We start from the raw sequence: 19,598 nt of genomic DNA, 5'->3' as shown, positions 1-19,598 counted from the left end.
CGGCGCATTACGTGGCCCGGTCATCACGGGCCCAAGGGAACACAACAACGGGACTGGCGTCCCGCACAGGAGACAACGCATGCATAAACTCATCGCCGCGGCGCTGCTGGCCACGTGCCTCATCCCCGCCACCGCCATGGCCCAGGAGCCGATCCGCCTGGCCTTCCTCGCCGCCTCCAGCCAGAACGGCTACAACGACGCCACCTGGAAGGGTGTGCAGGCTGCCGCCGAGAAGGCCGGCAACGTCCAGGTCGAGATTTTCGACGGTGAGTTCAACGCCGCCACCCAGTACAAGCAGGTGGAAGACATCATTGCCGGCGGCCGCTTCGACGGCATCATCATCGCTCCCAACGACACGGTCGGCATCGCCACCGCGCTCGAGGAAGCGACCAAGGAAGGCCTGCTCGTCGCCGCCACGCTGTTCCCGGTCGGTCCGGAACTGACGGTGATGACCCCGCAGGTCCCCGGCCTCACCACCACCGTCGCCTCGAACCCGGTCGATGGTGCCGCCGCCCAGGCCGAAGAAGTCGTGAAGTTCTGCGCCGACAAGGATCCCTGCAACGTGGTCGTGATGATCGGCCAGCTGCAGTTCCCGTTCGACAACCTGCGCAACAAGACCTTTGAATCGGTGCTGAGCCAGCACTCGAACATCAAGATCGTCGCCACCGGCGAAGGCAACTACAGCCCCGACGCCTCGCTGACGGCGTTCCAGGACATCATCCAGGCCAACCCCAAGATCGATGTCGTGCTCTCCAACGCCGACCAGCACCTGCTGGGCGTCGAGATCGCGCTCAATGACGCCGGCATTCCGGTCGAGCCGATCTACATGATCGGTGGCGGCCTCAACCAGATCACCGTCGACAAGATCAAGTCGGGCGTGTTCGACGCGACGCTGTCGGGCTACCCGTACTCCGAGGGCTACTACGCCGCCGACGCGCTGATCCGGGCCAAGAAGGGCGAGACGGTCGAGAACTGGATCGACCCCGCCACCAAGGCGACCAACCCCACGATCGTGAACAAGGAATGGCTCGATGCCCATCCGGACTTCAAGGCCGAGTGGGAAGGCTGATCCTGACAATCCGAGTGCGTGCCGGGGGGCTCCCCCGGCACATCCTGCGAGCATGAGAGCAGAACGCCCATGACCAGTGCTACCACTGCCGTTCGAGTGCGAGGCGTCGCCAAGAGCTTTGGCGGAACACGCATCCTCGATAACATCGATGTCGAGATCGCCGCCGGCACCGTCCATGCGCTGGTCGGCGAAAACGGCGCCGGCAAGTCGAGCCTGGGCAAGATCATCGGCGGCTACTACACCCCCGACGAAGGGCAGGTGGAGATCCTCGGCCGCGCCGTGGCGCGCTTCTCCCCGCGCGACGCACTGCAGCTGGGCGTGGCGATGATCCACCAGGAGCTGCAGCTCGCCCCTGAACTCAGCGTCGTCCAGAACGTCTTCCTCGGTCGCGAGAGCGCCCGCGCCGGCATCCTGGTCAAGGGTGACATGGCGCGCTTCGAGGCGCTCGAGAAGACCTGCGACTTCGGCATCTCGCCGCTCGCCCGGGTGGCGACGCTGCGCATCGCCGAGCGCCAGAAGGTCGAGATCATGCGCGCCATCGCCCGCGACGCGCAGGTCATCATCATGGACGAGCCGACCTCCTCGCTCACCGAGGACGAGGCCGATCGCCTGCACGAGGTGGTCAAGCGCCTGAAGTCGCAGGGCAAGACCATCATCTACGTCAGCCACTTCCTCGATCACATCCTGGCCAACTGCGACAACGTCACGATCATGCGTGACGGCCGCGTCGTGCGGACCTCGCCGATCGCCGGCGAGACCAAGAAGTCGCTGGTCGACTCGATGCTCGGCCAGGAAGCCGAAATCCTCTATCCCGCGCTGCCTGCGGCTCCCGCCGGCGACGTCCGCCCGGTGGCCGAGCTGCGCAATGTCAGCACCGATGCCGGGCTCTCCGACATTTCGCTTTCCGTGCGCCCCGGCGAGATCGTCGGATTGATCGGCCTCGTCGGTTCGGGACGCACCGAAGTCGCGCGCGCCATGTTCGGTGCCGACCGCATCACCGGCGGCGAGTACCTGATCGAGGGCCGCCGCAGTGAGCAGCGGCTCAGCGTCCGGCGCGCCATCGCCAGCGGCGTGGCGCTGGTGCCGGAGGACCGGCGCAAGCAGGGGCTGGTCCTGACCCAGCCGACCCGCTTCAACGTCAGCCTCGGCACGCTCGGGGCCATCAGCCGGTTCGGCATTCTCGGCACCTCGGCCGAGGTGCGGCGCACGCGCGAGATGATCAAGCATTTCGGCATCGTCCCCGCCGCCGTCGATGGCCGCGTGGCCCGCTACTCCGGCGGCAACCAGCAGAAGGTGCTGCTTTCGAAATGGGCTGTCGCCAAGCCCCGGCTGCTGATCCTCGACGAACCCTCCCGCGGGGTCGACGTCGGCGCCCGCCGCCGCATCCACGATTTCATCGTCGACATGGCCCGGCAGGGCGTCGGCGTGCTCCTCATCTCGTCCGAGATCGAGGAGGTCATCAACCTCTCGCATCGCTGCTACCTGCTCAGCGACGGACGCATCTTCGCGGAGGAGCCGGCCAGCAGCCTGACGGTCGAGTCCGCCCTGCATCGCGTCTTCCTCGAACAGAACAGCCACCGCAACCGCCAGGAGGGCGCTGCCCCATGACCGATACCGCTCTCAACCGGCCGGGTGCGCCCGCGCGGCGCTTCGACATCGGCGCCTTTGTCCGCCAGTACGGCGTGCTGATCATCATCGCGGTCATGCTGGTCGGCCTGACGCTGCTGTCGCCGTCCTTCCTGTCGGCGCGCAACCTGTTCAACATCCTCAACCAGTCGACGCCGCTGTTCATCATCGCCTGCGCGCTGACCCTGGTGATCATCGGTGGCGGTTTCGACCTCTCGACCGGCGCCATCTTCGGCGTCGCCTCGGTGAGCGCGGCGTGGCTGGCGATCAACGTCGATCCGCTGGTCGCCATCATCGCCGCGCCGATGATCGGGCTGCTGCTCGGCTCCATCAACGGCATCATCATCACCGCCTTCAACGTGCACTCGTTCCTCGTGACGCTGGCGACCAGCCTCGTCTATCGCGGGCTCGCCATCCTCGTCACCGACGGCAAGCTGATCCCGGTCCGCGTCGAGGAGTTCGCATGGCTTGGCCGCTCCAAGATCGAGATGGTCAACGTCGCCGTGCTGGTGATGTTCGGCTTCATGCTGCTGATGATGGTCATCCTCAACCGCACCACGCTGGGCCGCGCCATCTTCGCGGTCGGCGGCAACGAGGAGGCGGCGCTGCTCTCGGGCATCCGCACCAACCTGGTGAAGATCATCACCTTCGCCCTCTCGGGCGGCGCGGCCGGGCTGGCCGGTGTCATCACCGTGTCGCGCCTGTCGATGGGCGAGCCCCAGGCGGGCGCCGGCTACGAGTTCGACGCCATCGCCGCGGTGATCCTGGGCGGCACCTCGATCATGGGCGGCGCCGGCGCCATCTGGCGCTCGATGGCGGGCGTGCTGCTGATGGCACTGATCGGCAACGGCTTCAACATCCTCAACGTGAACCCCTTCTTCAAGGACCTGACCACGGGCGTGATCATCGTGCTCGCCGTCGCCCTAGCCGCGACCGGCAACCGCCGCTGATCCCGACCCACACGCTATCCAGGCGACCGTAGCGCGTTGCTGCGGCGCCCAAACGAGAGACGCATATGCCCGACAAGATTACGCGCGTGGCCACGGATGTGGGCGGCACGTTCACCGACCTGGTCTACTTCGAAACCGACACCCGCACCGGGGCGCAGACCGTGCGCACCGACAAGTCGGACACCACGCCGCCCGATTTCGAAAAGGGCGTGCTGGCGGTCCTGGACAAGGCGGGCGTCGACGTCGAGAGCCTCGATTTCCTCGCCCACGGCACCACCGTGGTCATCAACTCGCTGACCGAGCGTAAGGGCGCCAAGGTCGGCCTGATCACCACCAGGGGCTTTCGCGACGTGCTGGAGATCGGGCGCGGCAACCGCCCCGACTTCTTCAACCTCAAGTACCAGAAGCCCGAACCCTTCGTTGAGCGCTACCTGCGCCGCGAGCTGCCCGGCCGCGTCGATTTCCACGGCGTCGAGCAGGTGCCGCTCGATCTCGGCGGCCTTGGCCAGATCGTTGCCGACTTCCGCGCCGAGGGGGTGACGGCGGTCGCCATCTGCTTCATCCACGCCTATGCCAATCCGGCGCACGAAGAAGCAACGCTGGCCGAACTGCGCCGGCTGTGGCCCGACGTCACCGCCGTGGCCTCGCACCAGATCACGCGCGAATGGCGCGAGTACGAGCGCACCTCGACGACGATCCTCTCGGCCTACGTGCAGCCCTCGGCCCAGCGCTACCTCGAGCGGCTCGAGAGCGGCCTGCGCGGCAAGGGGTACCAGGGCGGCCTCTACGTCATGCAGTCCAACTGCGGCGTCGATACCGTCGAGTCGATCAAGCAGACGCCGATCACCATGGTCGAATCCGGCCCGGCCTCCGGCTTCTGGGGCGCCGCCGAGCTCGGCCGCATCATCGGCGAACCCGATGTGCTGGCCCTCGACATCGGCGGCACCACCGCCAAGTGCTCGCTGATCACCGGCGGCCACGTCAACATCAAGACCGACTACTGGATCGAGCGGCACGGCAAGTCGGCCGGCTATCCGATCATGGTGCCGGTGGTCGACCTGGTCGAGATCGGCAACGGCGGCGGCTCGATCGCCTGGGTCGACGAGTTCCAGAAGCTGCACGTCGGCCCTAAGTCGGCCGGCGCCATGCCCGGACCGGCGGCCTATGGCCGGGGCGGCACCAATGCCACCACCACCGACGCCAACCTGGCCCTCGGGCGCATCAACAAGGACTACTTCGTCGGCGGCAACGTCGTCGCCGACATGGACGCCCTGAACGCTGCGCTCGCCGAACTCGGCGGCAAGCTCGGCATGAGCAATGTCGAGGTGGCGCGTGGCATCGTCCGCATCGCCAACTCCAACATGGTCAATGCCCTGAAGCTCGTCTCGGTGAACCGTGGCTACGATCCCCGCGACTTCACCATGGTGGTGTTCGGCGGCGGCGGTCCGATGCACGGCGCCGAACTGGGCAAGGAGCTGGGGGTCAAGAAGGTCGTGGTGCCGCGCGGCGCCTCGGTGTTCTCCGCCTGGGGCATGCTGATGTCCGACCTGCGTCGCGACTATTTCGTCACTGAATTGATGGATGCCGACGACCACCAGGGCCTGGCCTCGCTGCTGGATCGCACCCGCGAGCGGGCCATCGCCGACTTCGTGCGCGGCAACGTGCCGGCCGAGAAGGTGAGCATCTCCGGCTTCGTCCGCGCCCGCTACCAGAACCAGGAGTTCGCCGTCGAGGTGCCGCTGCCGGCGGGCGAGCCGACGGCAGCCTCGATGGCCGAGCTGATCGCCGCCTTCCACGATGCCTACGAGCGCGAATACACCTACCGCCTCGATGCCGGCGTCGAGATCATCGGGCTGCACCTGGTGGCCGCCTCGGAAGTCGGCAAGCTCGAGATCCTGAAGCTTGCGCGGACCGGCGCCACCGTCGAGCAGGCGGTCAAGGGCCGTCGCGAGGTCGACTACGCGACCGAGGGCATCCACGAGGCGACCATCTATGACGGCACGCGCCTCGAGCCGGGCATGAGCTTTGCCGGCCCGGCAGTGATCGAGGACCCGGGCACCACCGTGGTCATCCAGCCCGGCAACCGGGTTTCAATCGACGACTACGGCAACATTCACATCGCGATCCGGGGCTGACAGATGACCAAGCACGATCCCGTCACTTTCGACATCATCCAGAACGCCCTCGAAGCCATCGCCGACGAGATGTTCGTGGCGCAGCGCAAGGCGTCGATGTCGGCCATCATCTACGAGGTGCTCGATCTCTCCTCGTCGATCCTCGATCCGGTCGGCGACATCGCCGCTGCCGGCGCAGGCATTCCGGCGTTCATCGGGGTGCTCGACAAGGCGGTCAAGGGCATCCTCAAGAAGTTCCCGCTCGAGACCGTCAAGCCGGGTGACCTCTATGCCTCGAACGACCCGTACTATGGCGGCGTGACCCATCTCAACGACATGGTGCTGGCCGCGCCGGTGTTTGCCGAGGGCAAGCTGGTCGCCTGGGTCGCCAACATCGCGCACTGGAACGACGTCGGCGGCAACGTGCCGGGCTCGATGTCCTCGGACGCCACCGAGATCTTCCAGGAAGGCGTCCGCATCCCGGCCGTAAAGCTGTTCGATCAGGGCGTCGCCAACCAGGCGGTGTTCGACATCCTCTATGTCAACACGCGCCTGCCCGACTTCCTCAAGGGCGACCTGTGGGCCGGCATTGCGGGCCTGCGCATCGGCGAGCGGCGGGTGCTCGAGCTGATCGAGAAGTATGGCGCCGAGACCTACCTTGCCGCCGTCGTCGACTACATGGACCTCGGCGAAAAGCGCGTGCTTGCGGCGCTCAAGCAGCTGCCGGCCGGCACCTACGACTATTCCGAGGAGCAGGACGACGGCGCGGTCCACAAGCTCCGGCTCATCATTTCGCCCGAGAAGTTCACCGTCGACCTGCGCGGCAACCCGGCGCAGTCGGGCTCCAAGAACTCTTCGCGCGAGGGCTCCGAGATTGCCCTGCAGTTGGCGTTCAAGAACTTCACCGACCCCGAGGGGCCGGGCAATGGCGGCTGCTTCAGGCCGCTCGAGGTGATCACCGAGCCGGGCACCATCTTCCACGTCGTCGAGCCGGGCGCGCTCGGCTACTACTCGGAAGTCGAGATCCGGCTTTTCGACATGACGCTCCGGGCGCTGGCGCACCATTTCGGCGGTGTCGTGCCCGCCGGCAACTTCGCCTCGATCTGCGGCACGGTCATGGGTGGCAAGCATCCCGACACCGGCCGCCACTACACCATCGTCGAGCCGCAGATCGGCGGCTGGGGCGGCTGGGAAGGCCATGACGGCAATTCCGGCCAGTTCTCCGGCTTCCACGGCGAGACCTTCAACTGCCCGGCCGAAATCGCGGAAGCCCGCTACGGCATGTATGTCGACCAGGTGGCGCTTAATTCCGAGCCCGGCGGCGAGGGGCAGTGGCGCGGCGGCAAGGGCATCGAAGTGCACTACCGGGTGCGTGGCGACAACAACTTCCTGTCGCTCGGCTACACCCGTTCGCGCATTCCGCCGTGGGGTGCGGCCGGTGGCCTCGATGGCTCGCTGAACTACGTCGAGCTGGTCCGCACCGACGGCCGCAGGGAGCGCTATTCCTTTGCGACCAACGTGGTGGTCAACACCAACGATGTGATCCGCATCGTTACCGCCAACGGCGGCGGCTATGGCGATCCGGCCCTGCGCACACCCGAAATGGTGGCCCAGGACATCAAGAACGGCTACCTGACCGTCGAGCGGGCCAGGGAGGTCTATGGCCCGCTGGCCGATGGTGCGCACAGCGCGTGAATGACCGTCCCGCCGGAAGACCGGCGGGAGTGCAGGCCGGCTGGCCTGTAGCGAAATGACGTCAGCCGGCCACCCGGGCCGGCTCCCGTCGCAACGCGCCGCGGCCCTGCTGGAACTCCAGCCGATAGCGCCGCGGCGTCTTGCCCAGCCGCTTCTGGAACGCGTCGTACAGCCGGGCCAGCGAGGTGTAGCCGCATTCGAACGCCACCTCGGCGATCTCCATGTCGGTATCGACCAGCAGCCGCATGGCGTGCTGCAGCCGGTGCCGGCGAATGTACTCGCCGATCGACATGCCCAGCACCTTCTGGAACGCCGCCCCGGCATTGGTGGCATGCAGCCCGGACGCAGCGACCACGTCGCGCACGCTGACCGGCGTATCGAGGTGGTCGTGGATGAAGCGCGTCATCCGCTCGGCCATCGCCACGGCGCGGTGGCCGGTGGGCGACATCGCCGGGGCAGGGGGGCGGCCGCCGGCCCGCGCGATCGATTGCGACCATGACAGGCGCCGTACCCGGAGCCGAACCTCCTCCTCGAGGATGTGCCGCTGCGGCGTATCGGCATCCTGCCACTCGCGGGTCCAGCGCGCGAACATGTGCCTGTCGCCATCGTCCTGCTCGAGGCTGTAGAACACCTCGCCATCGAGGATCGCCTGGCGGAACCCCGGCTGGAGCGGCAGGCTGAGGAAGAATGACAGCGGCATGTAGGCGCAACTGAGCCGCTGCCGTTCCTCGACCGCCACCACCTGGTGCGGCGTGGCCGCCCAGAAGATCGCCAGTTCACCGGCATTGAGCACCAGCCGCCTGCCGTTGATCAGGTAGGTGAGCTGGCCCGACCACAGGTAGTTGAGCTCGACATGGTCGTGCCAATGGCTCTCGGGCATGGCGTCGGCGAGATGCGTCTCGACGCAGAACTGGTGCCGCAGGATTTCTTCGTTGTTGTCGGACATCGGCACGTCGGCGGGCGTGGTACGCAGTGCGTTCGGCATGGCATCCCCTCCTGCGCCCGGCAACGACAACTGTCACAATCGCTACTTTTCCGGAAGAATAACACCAGAATTTCGGAAGATTACGCGCGCGCTTTGCCGGACAGTGCCACTACGGCCGGACAGCGGAGAGGGAAAGCGCTTTCCGGCACTCTGGGGACCAATGGAGGGTAGGACCTTGAAGGCACTGTTTTCGGCCGCCGCTTTCAGCGCGCTCGCACTGTCGGCCACGGCGGGCATTGCACAGACGAACCTGACCTACATGATGTGGGGCGACCCGCCGGAAATTGCCGTGTGGGAGGCGATTGTCGGCGAGTTCGAGGCCGCCAACCCCGACATCAAGGTGAAGGTCGAGGTTTCCGACTGGGACAGCTACTGGGACAAGCTGCGGGTCACCACCGTCGGCGGCAACCCGCCCGATGTGTTCGCCATGGATGCGCCGCTCTATCCGGACTGGCAGTCGCGCGGCAGCCTGCTCGATCTGTCGCCCTACCTCGCCGCCGCCCCCGAGACGCTCGATGGCGTCTATCCCGGCCCGCTCTCGGCCTATCAGCTGAGCGCCGGCACCTTCGGCCTGCCGCGGGACTTCCAGACCATCGTGCTGTTCTACAACAAGGCGATGTTCGATGCCGCCGGGGTCGCATACCCCGACGACAGCTGGACACTCGACGACCTGCGCGCCGCGGCCAAGAAGCTGACCATCGACAAGGACGGCGACGGCCAGACCGACCAGTGGGGGCTCGGCACGGAGTTGTGGGACATGGAGCCGATGTGGGGCCCGGTGCTCTACAGCTACGGCGGCGCCCCGATCAGCGAGGACCACAAGAAGACCACGCTCGGCGATGCCGCCGCTGCCGAGGCCTGGAAGTTCCTCGCCGACTTCCGCCTCAACGACGGCTCGGTGATGAGCCAGGAAGACCTCGAGAGCTACGGCAGCGATGGCTTCCTCGCGGGCGTGGCGGCGATGACCTTCTCGGGGCACTGGGTGGTCCCGGCCTATTCCGATCTGGCCTTCGACTGGGACGTCGCTCCGTTCCCCAAGGGTCCGGCCGGCCGCGCCACGCTGGTCAACAGCGCCGGCATTGTCGTCAGCGCCTCGACCCCCAATCCGGATGCGGCGTGGAAGTTCGTGCAGTTTGTCATCAGCGAGAAGGGGCAATCGAAACTCACCGAGCTCGGCTTCGCCATTCCGGTGATCGACAAGGTCGCCAACAGCCCCGTCTTCCTCGAGCAGAAGGCGCGCGGCAACCACAAGGTGTTCCTCGATGCTCTGGCCTACGCCCACACCAAGCCGAGCTTCCGCGGCTACGAGGAATGGTCGGCGGCCGTCGGCGACACACTGGCGCTGGTCTGGAACGGCGAAATGACCATCGAAGACGCGCTGGCCGAGATCGTGCCGAACGCCGACGCGGCGCTGGCCGGCAACCAGTAACCTCCTGGGGACCCCGGGCGACCTTGCCGGCCGCCCGGGCTGGTCTCAGGCTTGGGCCATAGCGGGCGAGGGGGCAGCAGCGAGATGTCTGGGGTCGGAGTACGTGGGGCGGAGCGCTTCTGGGTCATCGTGCTGCTGCTGCCGACCTTGCTCGGCCTGGCGCTCGGCGCGTTCGGCTCGATCGCCGCGACCATCGGCATCAGCCTGTTCCAGTGGGACCTGTTGAGCCCGGCCCGCTGGGTCGGCTTCGACAACTACCTGGCGCTGCCCGAGAACCGCAGCTTCCTCAAGGCGCTCGGCAACACCGCGCTGTTTTCCGCCATGTACGTGCCCGCCACGCTCTCGATCTCGCTGGTGGTGGCGGTCCTGCTCAACCAGCGCATCCGCGCCGTTGGGCTGTTCCGGCTGATCTACTTCATCCCCGTCGTCACCTCGCCGACAGCCGTCGGCCTTGTCTGGACCTGGATCTATTCCAGGGACAAGGGCGTGCTGAACGCCATCGTCACCACCTTCGGGGGCGAGCCGGTGCACTGGCTCGGCTCCGACATGGCGCTCTACTCGGTGGTGATCGTCAATGTCTGGGGCGCCATCGGCGAGGGGATGATCATCTTCCTCGGCGGGCTGCAGGCGATCCCGCGCGACGTCTACGAAGCCGCGACCATCGATGGCGCATCGCGCTTCCAGCAGTTCCTCGCCGTCACCGTGCCGATGCTGCTGCCCTCGATCTTCTTCCAGGCCGTGCTGAGCACCATCCACGCCTTCCAGGCCTTCGACTACGTCTACATCCTGACCCAGACCGGCAATGGCGGCTCCAGCCTGCCTATGCTGGTGTTCAACATCTACCGCGAGGGCTTCAACTACTTCCGCATGGGCAATGCCTCGGCCCAGTCCGTGGTGCTGGCGGTGATCGTGCTCGGCCTGACGCTGGTCTATTCGCGGCTCAACAAGCGCTGGGGACAACACGGATGAGCGTCGTCACCGCTTCCGCCCCGGCCACCGAACTGCCGACCACCGCGTTCCTCGCCCGGCACCTGCGCGAGAACATCTGGTTTTACCTCGTGCTGATCGTGGGCGGCGTGCTGATGGTCGCGCCGTTCGTCTGGATGGTGTCGACGGCGCTGAAGCCGGCCGCCGACCAGTTCACCCGCGACCTGATCCCGCGCCAGGTCACCTTCGAGAATTTCGGCCGGGCCTGGGAGCTGATGGAGTTCCAGCACCTGGTCTGGAACTCGTTCCGCATCGCGACGCTCTCCACCATCGGCCAGGTGGTCACCTGCTCGATGGGCGCCTTTGTCTTTGCGATCGTGCGCTTCAGGGGGCGAGACCTGCTGTTCGTGCTGCTGCTCGCGACGCTGATGGTGCCCTACCAGATGACGGTCATCCCGCAGTTCATCATCTTCAGGACCTTCGGCCTCTATGGCACCGACGTGCCGCTCTATCTGCCCAGCTTCCTCGGTGGCGCCTTCGGGGTGTTCCTCCTGCGCCAGTACTTCCGCACCATCCCGATAGAACTGCTCGAAGCGGCCCGGCTCGATGGCGCGAGCCTGTTCCGCATCTACTGGTCGATCTACCTGCCGCTGGCGAAGCCGGCGCTCGCCGCACTCGCCATCTTCGCCTTCATGAACTCGTGGAACGACCTGTTCAGCGCCCTGATCTACCTGCCGTCGGACCTCGAAAAGACCACGCTGCCCGTGGGCCTGGCGCTGTTCCAGCGGCTCTATCGCGCGCAATGGGCGCTGATGATGGCGGCGGTGATCATCTCGATCGCCCCGATCATCGTGGCGTTCTTCTTCGCCCAGAAGCAGTTCATCCAGGGGTTCGCCGCGACCGGCATCAAGTAGCCCCCGACACCCGAACCAACCACCCCCTCGGCATCCTCGCGATGAAGGAATATCGCATGCTCAAGATTTGTCTCATCGGCGCCGGCAGCACCGTCTTCGCCCAGTCGATCCTCGGCGACGTGCTCTCCAATCCGGCCCTGCAGAATGCGACTATCAGCCTGCACGACATCGACGAGACCCGGCTCTCGACCTCGGTCGTCGTCGCCAACCGCATCGGCCAGGCGCTTGGGCTCACGAGCCTCAAGGTCGAGGCGACGGCCAATCGCCGCGAGGCGCTGCGCGACGCCGATTTCGTCATCCTCATGATGCAGGTCGGCGGCTACAAGCCGGCCACCGTCACCGATTTCGAAGTGCCCGACAGTTTCGGGCTCAACCAGACCATCGGCGACACGCTCGGCATCGGCGGCATCTTCCGCGGCCTGCGCACCATCCCCGTGCTGTTCGACATCTGCCGCGACATGGAGCAGGTATGCCCGGACGCCACGCTGCTGCAGTACGTCAACCCGATGGCGATCAACTGCTGGGCCATCAAGGACAAGTTCCCGCACATCAAGACCGTCGGCCTGTGCCATTCGGTGCAGGAGACCTCGCATCAACTGGCCGGGCTGCTGGGCGAGGACCCGGCCGACCTCAGCTATCTGTGCGCCGGCATCAACCACGTCGCCTTCTATCTGAAGTTCGGCAAGGTGCGGCCCGACGGCGCGTTCGAGGACCTATATCCCCGCCTCAAGGCCATCGCCGAGCACGGCCCCATCCCGGACGACGACCGCGTGCGCTTCGACCTGCTCAAGCGCGTCGGCCACTTCGTCACGGAGTCGAGCGTGCATCTCTCCGAGTACAATTCCTGGTTCATCAAGCGCGGCCGCCAGGATCTGCTGGACAAGTACAACCTCCGCCTCGGCGAATACCTCTATCGCTGCGAGGACCAGATCGCCGAATGGCACCAGCTGCGCCGCGACCTCGAGGGCGACGCGCCGCTCGAGGTCGAGCAGTCCAACGAGTACGCCGCCGGCATCATCCGCTCGCTGACCACCGGCGAGAACGGCCTGATCTATGGCAACGTCCCCAATCGCGGCCTGATCGAGAACCTGCCCGACGATGCGGTGGTCGAGGTGCCCTGCCACGTCGATCGCAACGGCATCCAGCCGACCCGCATCGGGCGCATCCCCGATCACCTGGCCTCCATCATGCAGCTATCGATCAACGTCCAGCGCCAGACCGTCGCCGCGGCCGTGACCGGCAAGCGCGAGCACATCTACCACGCTGCCATGCTGGATCCGCACACCGCGGCCGAACTGTCGCTCGACGAGATCTGGAGTCTCGTCGACCGCCTGATCGAAGCGCACGGGAACTGGCTGCCGGCCTACCGGTAGGGCCAGCCGGCCATCCACGCCCGCCCTCGATCGATCGGCCGTCCCGCCGCGTCGGCGGGACGCCCGGTTTCAGGCGAGCGGCATGTCCACGCGCTTCTCACCCGCCTCGATGCGGAACGGCAGGACGTTTTGCGCCGGGGGCAGGGGGCACACGGCGTGCTCGGTGAAGGCGCAGGGCGGGTTGATGGCCTTGTTGAAGTCGAGCACGATCGAGGTCTCGGTCACGTCCTCGCCATAGACGAAGCGGCACGCTCCGTAGGTGCTGTCGCGCGAGGTGAGGTCGCGGATCACGAACTGCGGCGCTTCGGGCGTGCCGTGCGTCGCGATCAGCTCGTAGCTCTTGCCGTCGTGCGTGAACACCGCCTTGTGCGTCGCCACCACGTCGGTGGGGATGTTGTGCGAGGTGTTGACCGTCAGCTCCTGCTCGAACGGCACCCAGTCCGCCACGATCCGCCACTCGGGCCGGATCGGGAAGTACTCGATCCCCGGGAACGCCGCCGGCCCCTTCGACTCCTTGTCGCGGACCCGCAGGGCGTTCTCCCCGTTCATCGTCGTCACCTCGAGCAGGAGCGATCCCACGTCGAACTGCGGTGGCCTCTGCTTGTTCAGCTGCAGGCGCAGCGGCGTGCCGCCGTCGGCCGGCGCAAAGGTCACGCCCGTCTCGTCCTCGGTGATCGTTCCCACATGCGCCGGGCCGGCCGCCAGCACGATATCGTTGTCCGACGCGCTGCCGACCGTCACCGAACCCTGCTCGAGCCAGTAGCGGCCGATGATGTTGAGCCAGCCGTTCGGCGCCTTGAGATTGCGCATCCGGCGCTCTTTCCAGGCCTCGAGTTCGGCGGGGTAGTTGGCTTGGGTGGTCATGGGGTCGTCCTTTGGCTCAGGCAGGCATGCGCGGCACGCTGGCAAGCAGCGTCCGCGTGTAGGGATGCTGGGGGGCGTCGAGAATCTGTCGCGTCGGCCCGGCCTCGACGATCCGGCCGCGCTCGAGGATCACGATCTCCTCGCACAGTGCCGCCACCACGCCGAGGTCGTGCGACACGAACACCAGCGTCATCTGTGCCGCCAGCTGCTTCAGCAGCTCGACGATGCGGATGCGGGTGGAAAGGTCCAGCGCGCTCACCGCCTCGTCCGCCAGCAGCAGCCGCGGCTTGGCGACAATGGCGCGTGCAATGGCGATGCGCTGGCGCTGGCCGCCGGAAAACTCGTGCGGATAGCGCTTGAGGATGTCGCGTTCGAGGCCGACCGCCTCGAGCGCCGCCTGCACCAGTTCGTGCCGATCCCCGGCAACGCCCAGCCAGCGCAGCGGTTCGGACACGATGCCCAGCACGTTCTGTCGCGGGTCGAGCGACGAGTACGGGTCCTGGAACACGGCCTGCACCTGCCGCCGGTACCCGCGCATGAAGCGCGCGCTGCGCGTTTCGAGCGGCGCGCCATCGAAGCTGATGCGCCCGGCATCCGGCCGCTGCAGGCCGAGCAGCAGGCGGAGCAGGGTGGTCTTGCCCGATCCGGACTCGCCGACCAGCCCGACGCTGGCGCCCTCCCGGATCGCGAGCGACACCCCGTCCAGCACTTTTCGCCCACGCGCATAGCTGAACCCGACATGGTCGACACTGACGAGGCTCATGCGGCGCCTCCCAGTGCGGTGTCCAGCGTCCGCGCCGCCGCCACCAGCGCCTGCGTGTACTCGTGCTGCGGCGATGCGAACACGGCGCCCACCCGCCCTTGCTCCACCACCAGGCCCTTGCGCAGCACCAGCACGCGATCGACGATCCCGGCCACCACTGGCAGGTCGTGGCTGATGAACAGCAGCGCCATGTTCCGCTCCCGCACCAGCCCGTCCAGCAGCCTGATGATCTCGGCCTGCGTCGTGACGTCGAGCGCCGTCGTCGGCTCGTCCGCGATCAGCAGCTGCGGCCGGCACGCCAGCGCCATGGCGATGGCCACGCGCTGTCGCTGTCCGCCCGAGATCTCGTGCGGATAGGCCTGCGCGATGCGCTCCGGCTGTGGCAACGCCACCTGTTCCAGCAGTTCGGTCACGGCCCGATCGAGCTCGCGTCCGCCGATGTCCCGGCCATCGCGCCGCCACCGGCGTCGCAACGGCTCGGCCACCTGCCGGCCCACCCGCATGAGCGGGTCGAGCGCCGTGAGCGGCTCCTGGAACACGAAGGCCGCCACGGTCCCGCGCAATCCGTTCAGCACGCGGTCCGGTGCCCCGATCACCTGCTGCCCACCCAGCACCACCGATCCCCGCGCCGTGATCGCACGCGACAGCAACCCTGTCGCCGCCATCGCCGTCAGCGACTTGCCCGACCCGGACTCCCCGATCAGCCCCACCCGCTCGCCCGGCGCGATGGTCAGGGAAAGTTCGTTCACCAGCGGGATGCCGGCAGCGGAGAGGTTGAGGTTCTGTATCTTGAGGATGGCCGTCACGTTTGCCACCCCCACCAGCTGTCGATCCTGCAGAGCAGAGCCGCAGTCCCGTCCACACCCTCGGTGTCATCCCGGCGAAAGCCGGGATCCATCTCGCAGCCGGCGCCAGCCGTCACTTGGGTCCCTGCTTTCGCAGGGATGACACCGCGTGAGACAATAACCCGGGTTCCGGCCAATGGATCCGGCCGGCGCCGCCAACCTGCACCGGTCTTCCTTCTCCCCTTGAGGGAGAAGGTGGCGCGAAGCGCCGGATGAGGGGTCGGCAGACGAAGCCTGCCCGATCGGAGCGAAGCGACGAGCGAGGGGGCGATGACAACCCCGATGTGGACCGAAGCGCTCATCGCCCGCCCTTCCGCGTCGGGTCGGCAATGTCGCGCAGCCCGTCGGCCAAGAGGTTCACCCCGATCACCAGCGACACCAGCGCAAGGCCCGGCGCGATCGCCCCGATCGGCGCCGTGTACACCGTCCCCTGCGCCTCCTGCAGCAGACGCCCCCACGAGGCGTTCGGGGGCGGCGCGCCGAGCCCGAGATAGCTGAGCGACGCCTCCGCGATCACGGCGAGGCCGAACTGCAGGGCAAAGTTCACGGACAATGTCGGCCAGACGTTGGGCAGGACATGGAAGATGACCACGCCATACCAGGGAGTTCCAGACGTGTATGCGGCGGTGATGTAGTCCATCAGCAGCACCCGCTTGACGAGGATGCGCGTCAGTCGCGCCACGATCGCCGACAGCGCGATCCCCAGCGCCAGGATCGCGGTCCCGAGGCTCGCCGTATCGCTCGCCGCCACCACCAGCATGGCGATCAGCAGGGTGGGAAAAGCGATGAGAATATCGAGGGTTGCGGCCAGCGCATCATCCAGCAGCCTGGTCGCGAACGCCGCCAGCGTGCCCAGCGTGACCCCGATCGCCGCGCCGATCGCCACCGCCCCGATGCCCACCGTCAGCGCGATCCGCGACCCGATCATGATCTGCGTGAAGAAGTCCCGCCCCAGCCGGTCGGTCCCGGCCCAGTGCTCCCAGGACGGCGGCGCCAGCCGGCCCCCGGTCATTCCGGTCGGGTCATGGGGCAGCCACACCAGGCTCAGGAGGGCGACAAGTACATGCAGCCCGACAAGAATCGCGCCCGCCGTCAGGCTGGCCGAGACGATGCGACGGCGCGGCAGGAGGGTCTGCTGGAGCGCCGTCATGTCGAACTGCGCCCCCGCAGGCGCGGGTCGACCAGCCGTTGCAGCAGGTCCGCCGCGAAGCCGATCAGCAGTACCAGCAGCGTCGATATGAACAGCACGCCCTGTACGTTGGGATAGTCGCGCTGCTGGATGGCGAGCAGCAGCATCGAGCCAAGCCCCGGCAGCGCATAGACCTTCTCAACCACCACGGCGCCGAGGAAGGTCGTCGCCAGCTCGATGCCGAGGATCGAGATTACCGGCACCGCGCCGTTCCTCAGCCCGTGCCGCACCAGCGCCTCGGGGAAACTCGATCCCAGCGCCCGCGCCGTGCGGATGCTGTCGCTGCCGATCACGTCCTGCGTCGCCGAGCGCACGTAGCGCAGCAGCGACGCCGCGATCACCAGCGCCACGGTCAGCACCGGCAGCACCATGGCCACGGCCGCCTCGCCGAAATTCGCCCAGCCCTTGAGCGGAAAGCCGCCGGAGGGGAAAAGCTTGAGATTGATGGCAAATATCGTGACGATCAGGATGCCCAGCCAGAACACCGGGATCGCAATTCCGAGCTGGCTGACCACCGAGATCGCCGCCCCATACCATCTGTCGCCCCGCACGCCCGCGACGATCCCCAGCGGCAGCGCGATCGCGATCGCAACCACGAAGCCGAGCAGGGTCAGCGGTGCCGTCACGCTCATCCGGTTGCCGATCTCGGCGAGCACCCCGGCCTTGCTGACGAACGACTGCCCCAGGTCGAACCGGGCCAGATTGCCGATGAAGGCCAGGAACTGCACCACCAGCGGCTGGTCCGACCCCACCTGCGCCCGCGCCGCCGCGATCTGCGCCTCGGTCGCCCCGACCCCCAGCAGCGCATTGGCCGGATCGCCCGGCAACAGCCTGAGCAGCACGAACAGGATCACCGCCGCGATGAACAGCGACAGGATCAGGATCGCAAGGCGTCGAAGGAGATAGGCGAGAATGTGTGTGGTCCTTGGATAGGGGAGGGCAACATAGCGCGCCCCACCCATCGGGTCATTCCCGCGCAAGCGGGAATCTCCGTTTGCGCTACCGAGGCAAGACAGAGATCCCCGCTTTCGCGGGGATGACACCGAGTTCGATCTCAATCAGGCGGGGAGGGCGGCATTGCTGCCGCCCGGCAGCTTACTTCGCCTTCTTGATCCCGTAGGCGAAGAACTGCGAGTTGAGCCCGTTGACCGGGTAGCCCGTCACGTTCGCCGCCGAGACCACGATCTGCGGATAGAGGTAGAGCCAGTTGCTGGCGGCATCCTCGGCGATCAGCTTGTTGGCTTCGGTCAGCTTGGCCACCTGGTCGGCCTCGCTCGTCGCGCTCTCGGCGTCGGCGATCAGCTTGACCACGTCCGGATTGTTGTAGCCCCAGTAGAAGTCGGGGTTGCCGTAAAACACGATGTCCCGGTGGTTGACGTGCTCCTGCAGCGTCGCCTGGAAGTCGTGCGCCTTGTAGATCTTCTCGTACCACTCGTTGGCGGTGATGATGTTGATGTTCACCTTCACGCCGACCTTGGCGTACTCGGCCTGCAGGAACTGCGCGACGATCGGGTGCGGGTCGTAGTCCGGCGTATCGAGCGTGAACTCGAAGCCGTTGGGGTAGCCGGCCTCGGCGAGCAACGCCTTGGCGCCCTCGACGTCATAGGGATCGACCCCGGTGAGGTCGACATACCACGGGTCCGTCGGCGGCACGAACGAGCCGATCAGCGTGCCGTAGTCGCCCCAGATGGCGTTCAGCAGCTTCTTCTTGTCGGTGGCGCGGGCCAGCGCCTTGCGCACCTTGACGTTGTCGAACGGGGCGACGCGGTCGTTCCAGGCCAGCAGTTCCTTGGTGGTCGAGGCGCCGTTGCTCACGGTGTAGGCCGGGTTGCCCTGAAACTGGGCAAGCGAATCCGGGCTCTGCACCGAGGTGATCACGTCCACGGCGTTGGTCAGCAAGGCATTGTTCAGCGCCGTTGCGTCGGTGAAGTAGGTATAGACCACTTCGCCGTTGGTCGGGGCGGTGCCCCAGTACTTGTCGAAGCGGGCCAGAGCCAGCGCCGAGCCGCGGCGCCATTCGCCCAGGGTGTACGGACCAGTGCCGTCCTCGGTCGCGGTGATGTCGGTCGCCTTGTCGTTGACGATCCAGACGTAGCTGAGGTTGTAGGGCAGGGAGATCGAGCGGGCCGACAGCGTGATCACCACCGTCTGGTCATCCGGCGTCTCGATGCCGGTGATGCTCGACAGGCTCTTCTTGCGCGAGCTCTTCGAGGTTTCGGCGGTGACGCGCTCGATCGAGTACTTCACGTCGGCGGCGGTCAGCGGGTCGCCCGAGTGGAAGGTCACCCCCGGCTTCAGCTTGAAGGTGTAGGTCAGCCCGTCATCGGAGGCCGAGTAGCTCTCCACCAGCTGCGGCACGACCGTGCCCGCGTCCGTCAGCTGGAACAGTGCCTCATAGACGTTGCCATTGAAGGCCTCGTTGATGCCCTGGCCGGCGCCCGCCGTGTTGTCGAGGTTCTGCGGCTCGTACAGCGATCCGATCCGGATCGTGGCGTTGGCATCGTAGTCCTGCGCCATGGCCAGCGGCGCGAAGGCAACGCTGCCGAGCAGGATCGCTGCAACGAGGGCGCGATGGTGGATGAGGGACATGCTTGCTCCGTTCTTGCTGGGCCGGAGGCAACCACCCCCCGCCGATGGAGCTCGCTGGCTCCGTTGGGAGAGATAGATAGCGCCCCGCGCGCCAATACCCTATCCCCGCTATAGACTTATCCTGCCAAGCGCGTCGCGAAGCGGGAAATGCGATTTGGCATTGGCCAGCATGGCGGAGAAACCGGTTCCAACGACGGGTTTTCCGTTCAGGAACCGTTCATGCCGGTGGCAAACCTGCGGCCCTGGGGCGGCACGACCGCGCCTGT

The 19,598-nt window shown here is 66.8% G+C and carries 16 protein-coding genes; 9 read left to right on the top strand and 7 right to left on the bottom strand.

The window, feature by feature from the left end; all coding sequences use genetic code 11:
• Window positions 1–79 precede the first annotated feature (79 nt).
• The 5 genes from J0I99_RS10820 to J0I99_RS10800 all read left to right on the top strand — a co-directional run bounded on the left by J0I99_RS10820 (window position 80) and on the right by J0I99_RS10800 (window position 7,454).
• Window positions 80–1,069 (top strand): sugar ABC transporter substrate-binding protein, encoded by a 990-nt coding sequence (locus J0I99_RS10820; protein ID WP_291393095.1) that lies wholly within the window; start codon window positions 80–82, stop codon window positions 1,067–1,069.
• Between the two features lie 69 nt (window positions 1,070–1,138).
• Entirely contained in the window at window positions 1,139–2,677 is a 1,539-nt protein-coding gene (locus J0I99_RS10815) for a sugar ABC transporter ATP-binding protein (RefSeq protein ID WP_291393097.1), read from the top strand.
• Window positions 2,674–3,645 (top strand): ABC transporter permease, encoded by a 972-nt coding sequence (locus tag J0I99_RS10810; protein ID WP_291393099.1) that lies wholly within the window; start codon window positions 2,674–2,676, stop codon window positions 3,643–3,645. The genes J0I99_RS10815 and J0I99_RS10810 overlap by 4 nt, the downstream gene beginning before the upstream one ends.
• A 65-nt stretch (window positions 3,646–3,710) precedes the next feature.
• A complete protein-coding gene (locus tag J0I99_RS10805; protein WP_291397563.1) occupies window positions 3,711–5,780 on the top strand; it encodes a hydantoinase/oxoprolinase family protein in 2,070 nt (689 codons plus the stop codon).
• 3 nt (window positions 5,781–5,783) lie between these two features.
• Window positions 5,784–7,454 carry a hydantoinase B/oxoprolinase family protein gene (locus tag J0I99_RS10800; protein WP_291397561.1) on the top strand — a complete coding sequence of 557 codons (1,671 nt, stop codon included), beginning with the start codon at window positions 5,784–5,786 and terminating at the stop codon, window positions 7,452–7,454.
• Window positions 7,455–7,515: 61 nt separating this feature from the next.
• Here the strand turns inward: J0I99_RS10800 and J0I99_RS10795 are convergent, their stop codons facing one another.
• On the bottom strand, window positions 7,516–8,439 hold the full coding sequence (locus tag J0I99_RS10795; protein WP_291397559.1) for a helix-turn-helix domain-containing protein: 924 nt from the start codon (window positions 8,437–8,439) through the stop codon (window positions 7,516–7,518).
• Between the two features lie 175 nt (window positions 8,440–8,614).
• On the opposite strand from J0I99_RS10795, the gene J0I99_RS10790 reads away from it, so the two are divergent.
• The 4 genes from J0I99_RS10790 to J0I99_RS10775 all read left to right on the top strand — a co-directional run bounded on the left by J0I99_RS10790 (window position 8,615) and on the right by J0I99_RS10775 (window position 13,082).
• A complete protein-coding gene (locus J0I99_RS10790; RefSeq protein ID WP_291394044.1) occupies window positions 8,615–9,868 on the top strand; it encodes a sugar ABC transporter substrate-binding protein in 1,254 nt (417 codons plus the stop codon).
• Window positions 9,869–9,952: 84 nt separating this feature from the next.
• On the top strand, window positions 9,953–10,837 hold the full coding sequence (locus J0I99_RS10785) for a carbohydrate ABC transporter permease (protein ID WP_291397557.1): 885 nt from the start codon (window positions 9,953–9,955) through the stop codon (window positions 10,835–10,837).
• Window positions 10,834–11,709: a carbohydrate ABC transporter permease gene (locus J0I99_RS10780; RefSeq protein WP_291397555.1), complete on the top strand. Its 876-nt coding sequence runs from the start codon at window positions 10,834–10,836 to the stop codon at window positions 11,707–11,709. Before J0I99_RS10785 ends, J0I99_RS10780 begins: the two co-directional genes overlap by 4 nt.
• Before the next feature lie 56 nt (window positions 11,710–11,765).
• Window positions 11,766–13,082, top strand: coding sequence for an alpha-glucosidase/alpha-galactosidase (locus J0I99_RS10775; RefSeq protein WP_291397553.1), 1,317 nt, complete (start codon window positions 11,766–11,768; stop codon window positions 13,080–13,082).
• Between the two features lie 69 nt (window positions 13,083–13,151).
• Here J0I99_RS10775 and J0I99_RS10770 read toward each other — a convergent pair whose 3' ends face one another.
• The 6 genes from J0I99_RS10770 to J0I99_RS10745 all read right to left on the bottom strand — a co-directional run bounded on the left by J0I99_RS10770 (window position 13,152) and on the right by J0I99_RS10745 (window position 19,332).
• Window positions 13,152–13,946: a DUF1684 domain-containing protein gene (locus J0I99_RS10770; RefSeq protein WP_291397551.1), complete on the bottom strand. Its 795-nt coding sequence runs from the start codon at window positions 13,944–13,946 to the stop codon at window positions 13,152–13,154.
• Window positions 13,947–13,962: 16 nt separating this feature from the next.
• A complete protein-coding gene (locus J0I99_RS10765; RefSeq protein WP_291397550.1) occupies window positions 13,963–14,709 on the bottom strand; it encodes an ABC transporter ATP-binding protein in 747 nt (248 codons plus the stop codon).
• The gene (locus J0I99_RS10760; protein WP_291397548.1) at window positions 14,706–15,515 is read right to left on the bottom strand and encodes an ABC transporter ATP-binding protein; all 810 of its coding nucleotides are present in this window, start codon (window positions 15,513–15,515) and stop codon (window positions 14,706–14,708) included. Before J0I99_RS10760 ends, J0I99_RS10765 begins: the two co-directional genes overlap by 4 nt.
• Window positions 15,516–15,852: 337 nt before the next feature.
• Window positions 15,853–16,704 (bottom strand): ABC transporter permease, encoded by an 852-nt coding sequence (locus J0I99_RS10755; protein WP_291397546.1) that lies wholly within the window; start codon window positions 16,702–16,704, stop codon window positions 15,853–15,855.
• Window positions 16,701–17,723, bottom strand: coding sequence for an ABC transporter permease (locus J0I99_RS10750; RefSeq protein ID WP_291397545.1), 1,023 nt, complete (start codon window positions 17,721–17,723; stop codon window positions 16,701–16,703). Before J0I99_RS10750 ends, J0I99_RS10755 begins: the two co-directional genes overlap by 4 nt.
• A 115-nt stretch (window positions 17,724–17,838) precedes the next feature.
• Entirely contained in the window at window positions 17,839–19,332 is a 1,494-nt protein-coding gene (locus J0I99_RS10745) for an ABC transporter substrate-binding protein (RefSeq protein ID WP_291397543.1), read from the bottom strand.
• Window positions 19,333–19,598 lie beyond the last annotated feature (266 nt).

Origin of the sequence: Devosia sp. (assembly GCF_017307495.1) — a bacterium.
Taxonomy (GTDB): Bacteria; Pseudomonadota; Alphaproteobacteria; order Rhizobiales; family Devosiaceae; genus Devosia_A.
This window is presented reverse-complemented; position numbering and strand designations above follow the sequence as displayed.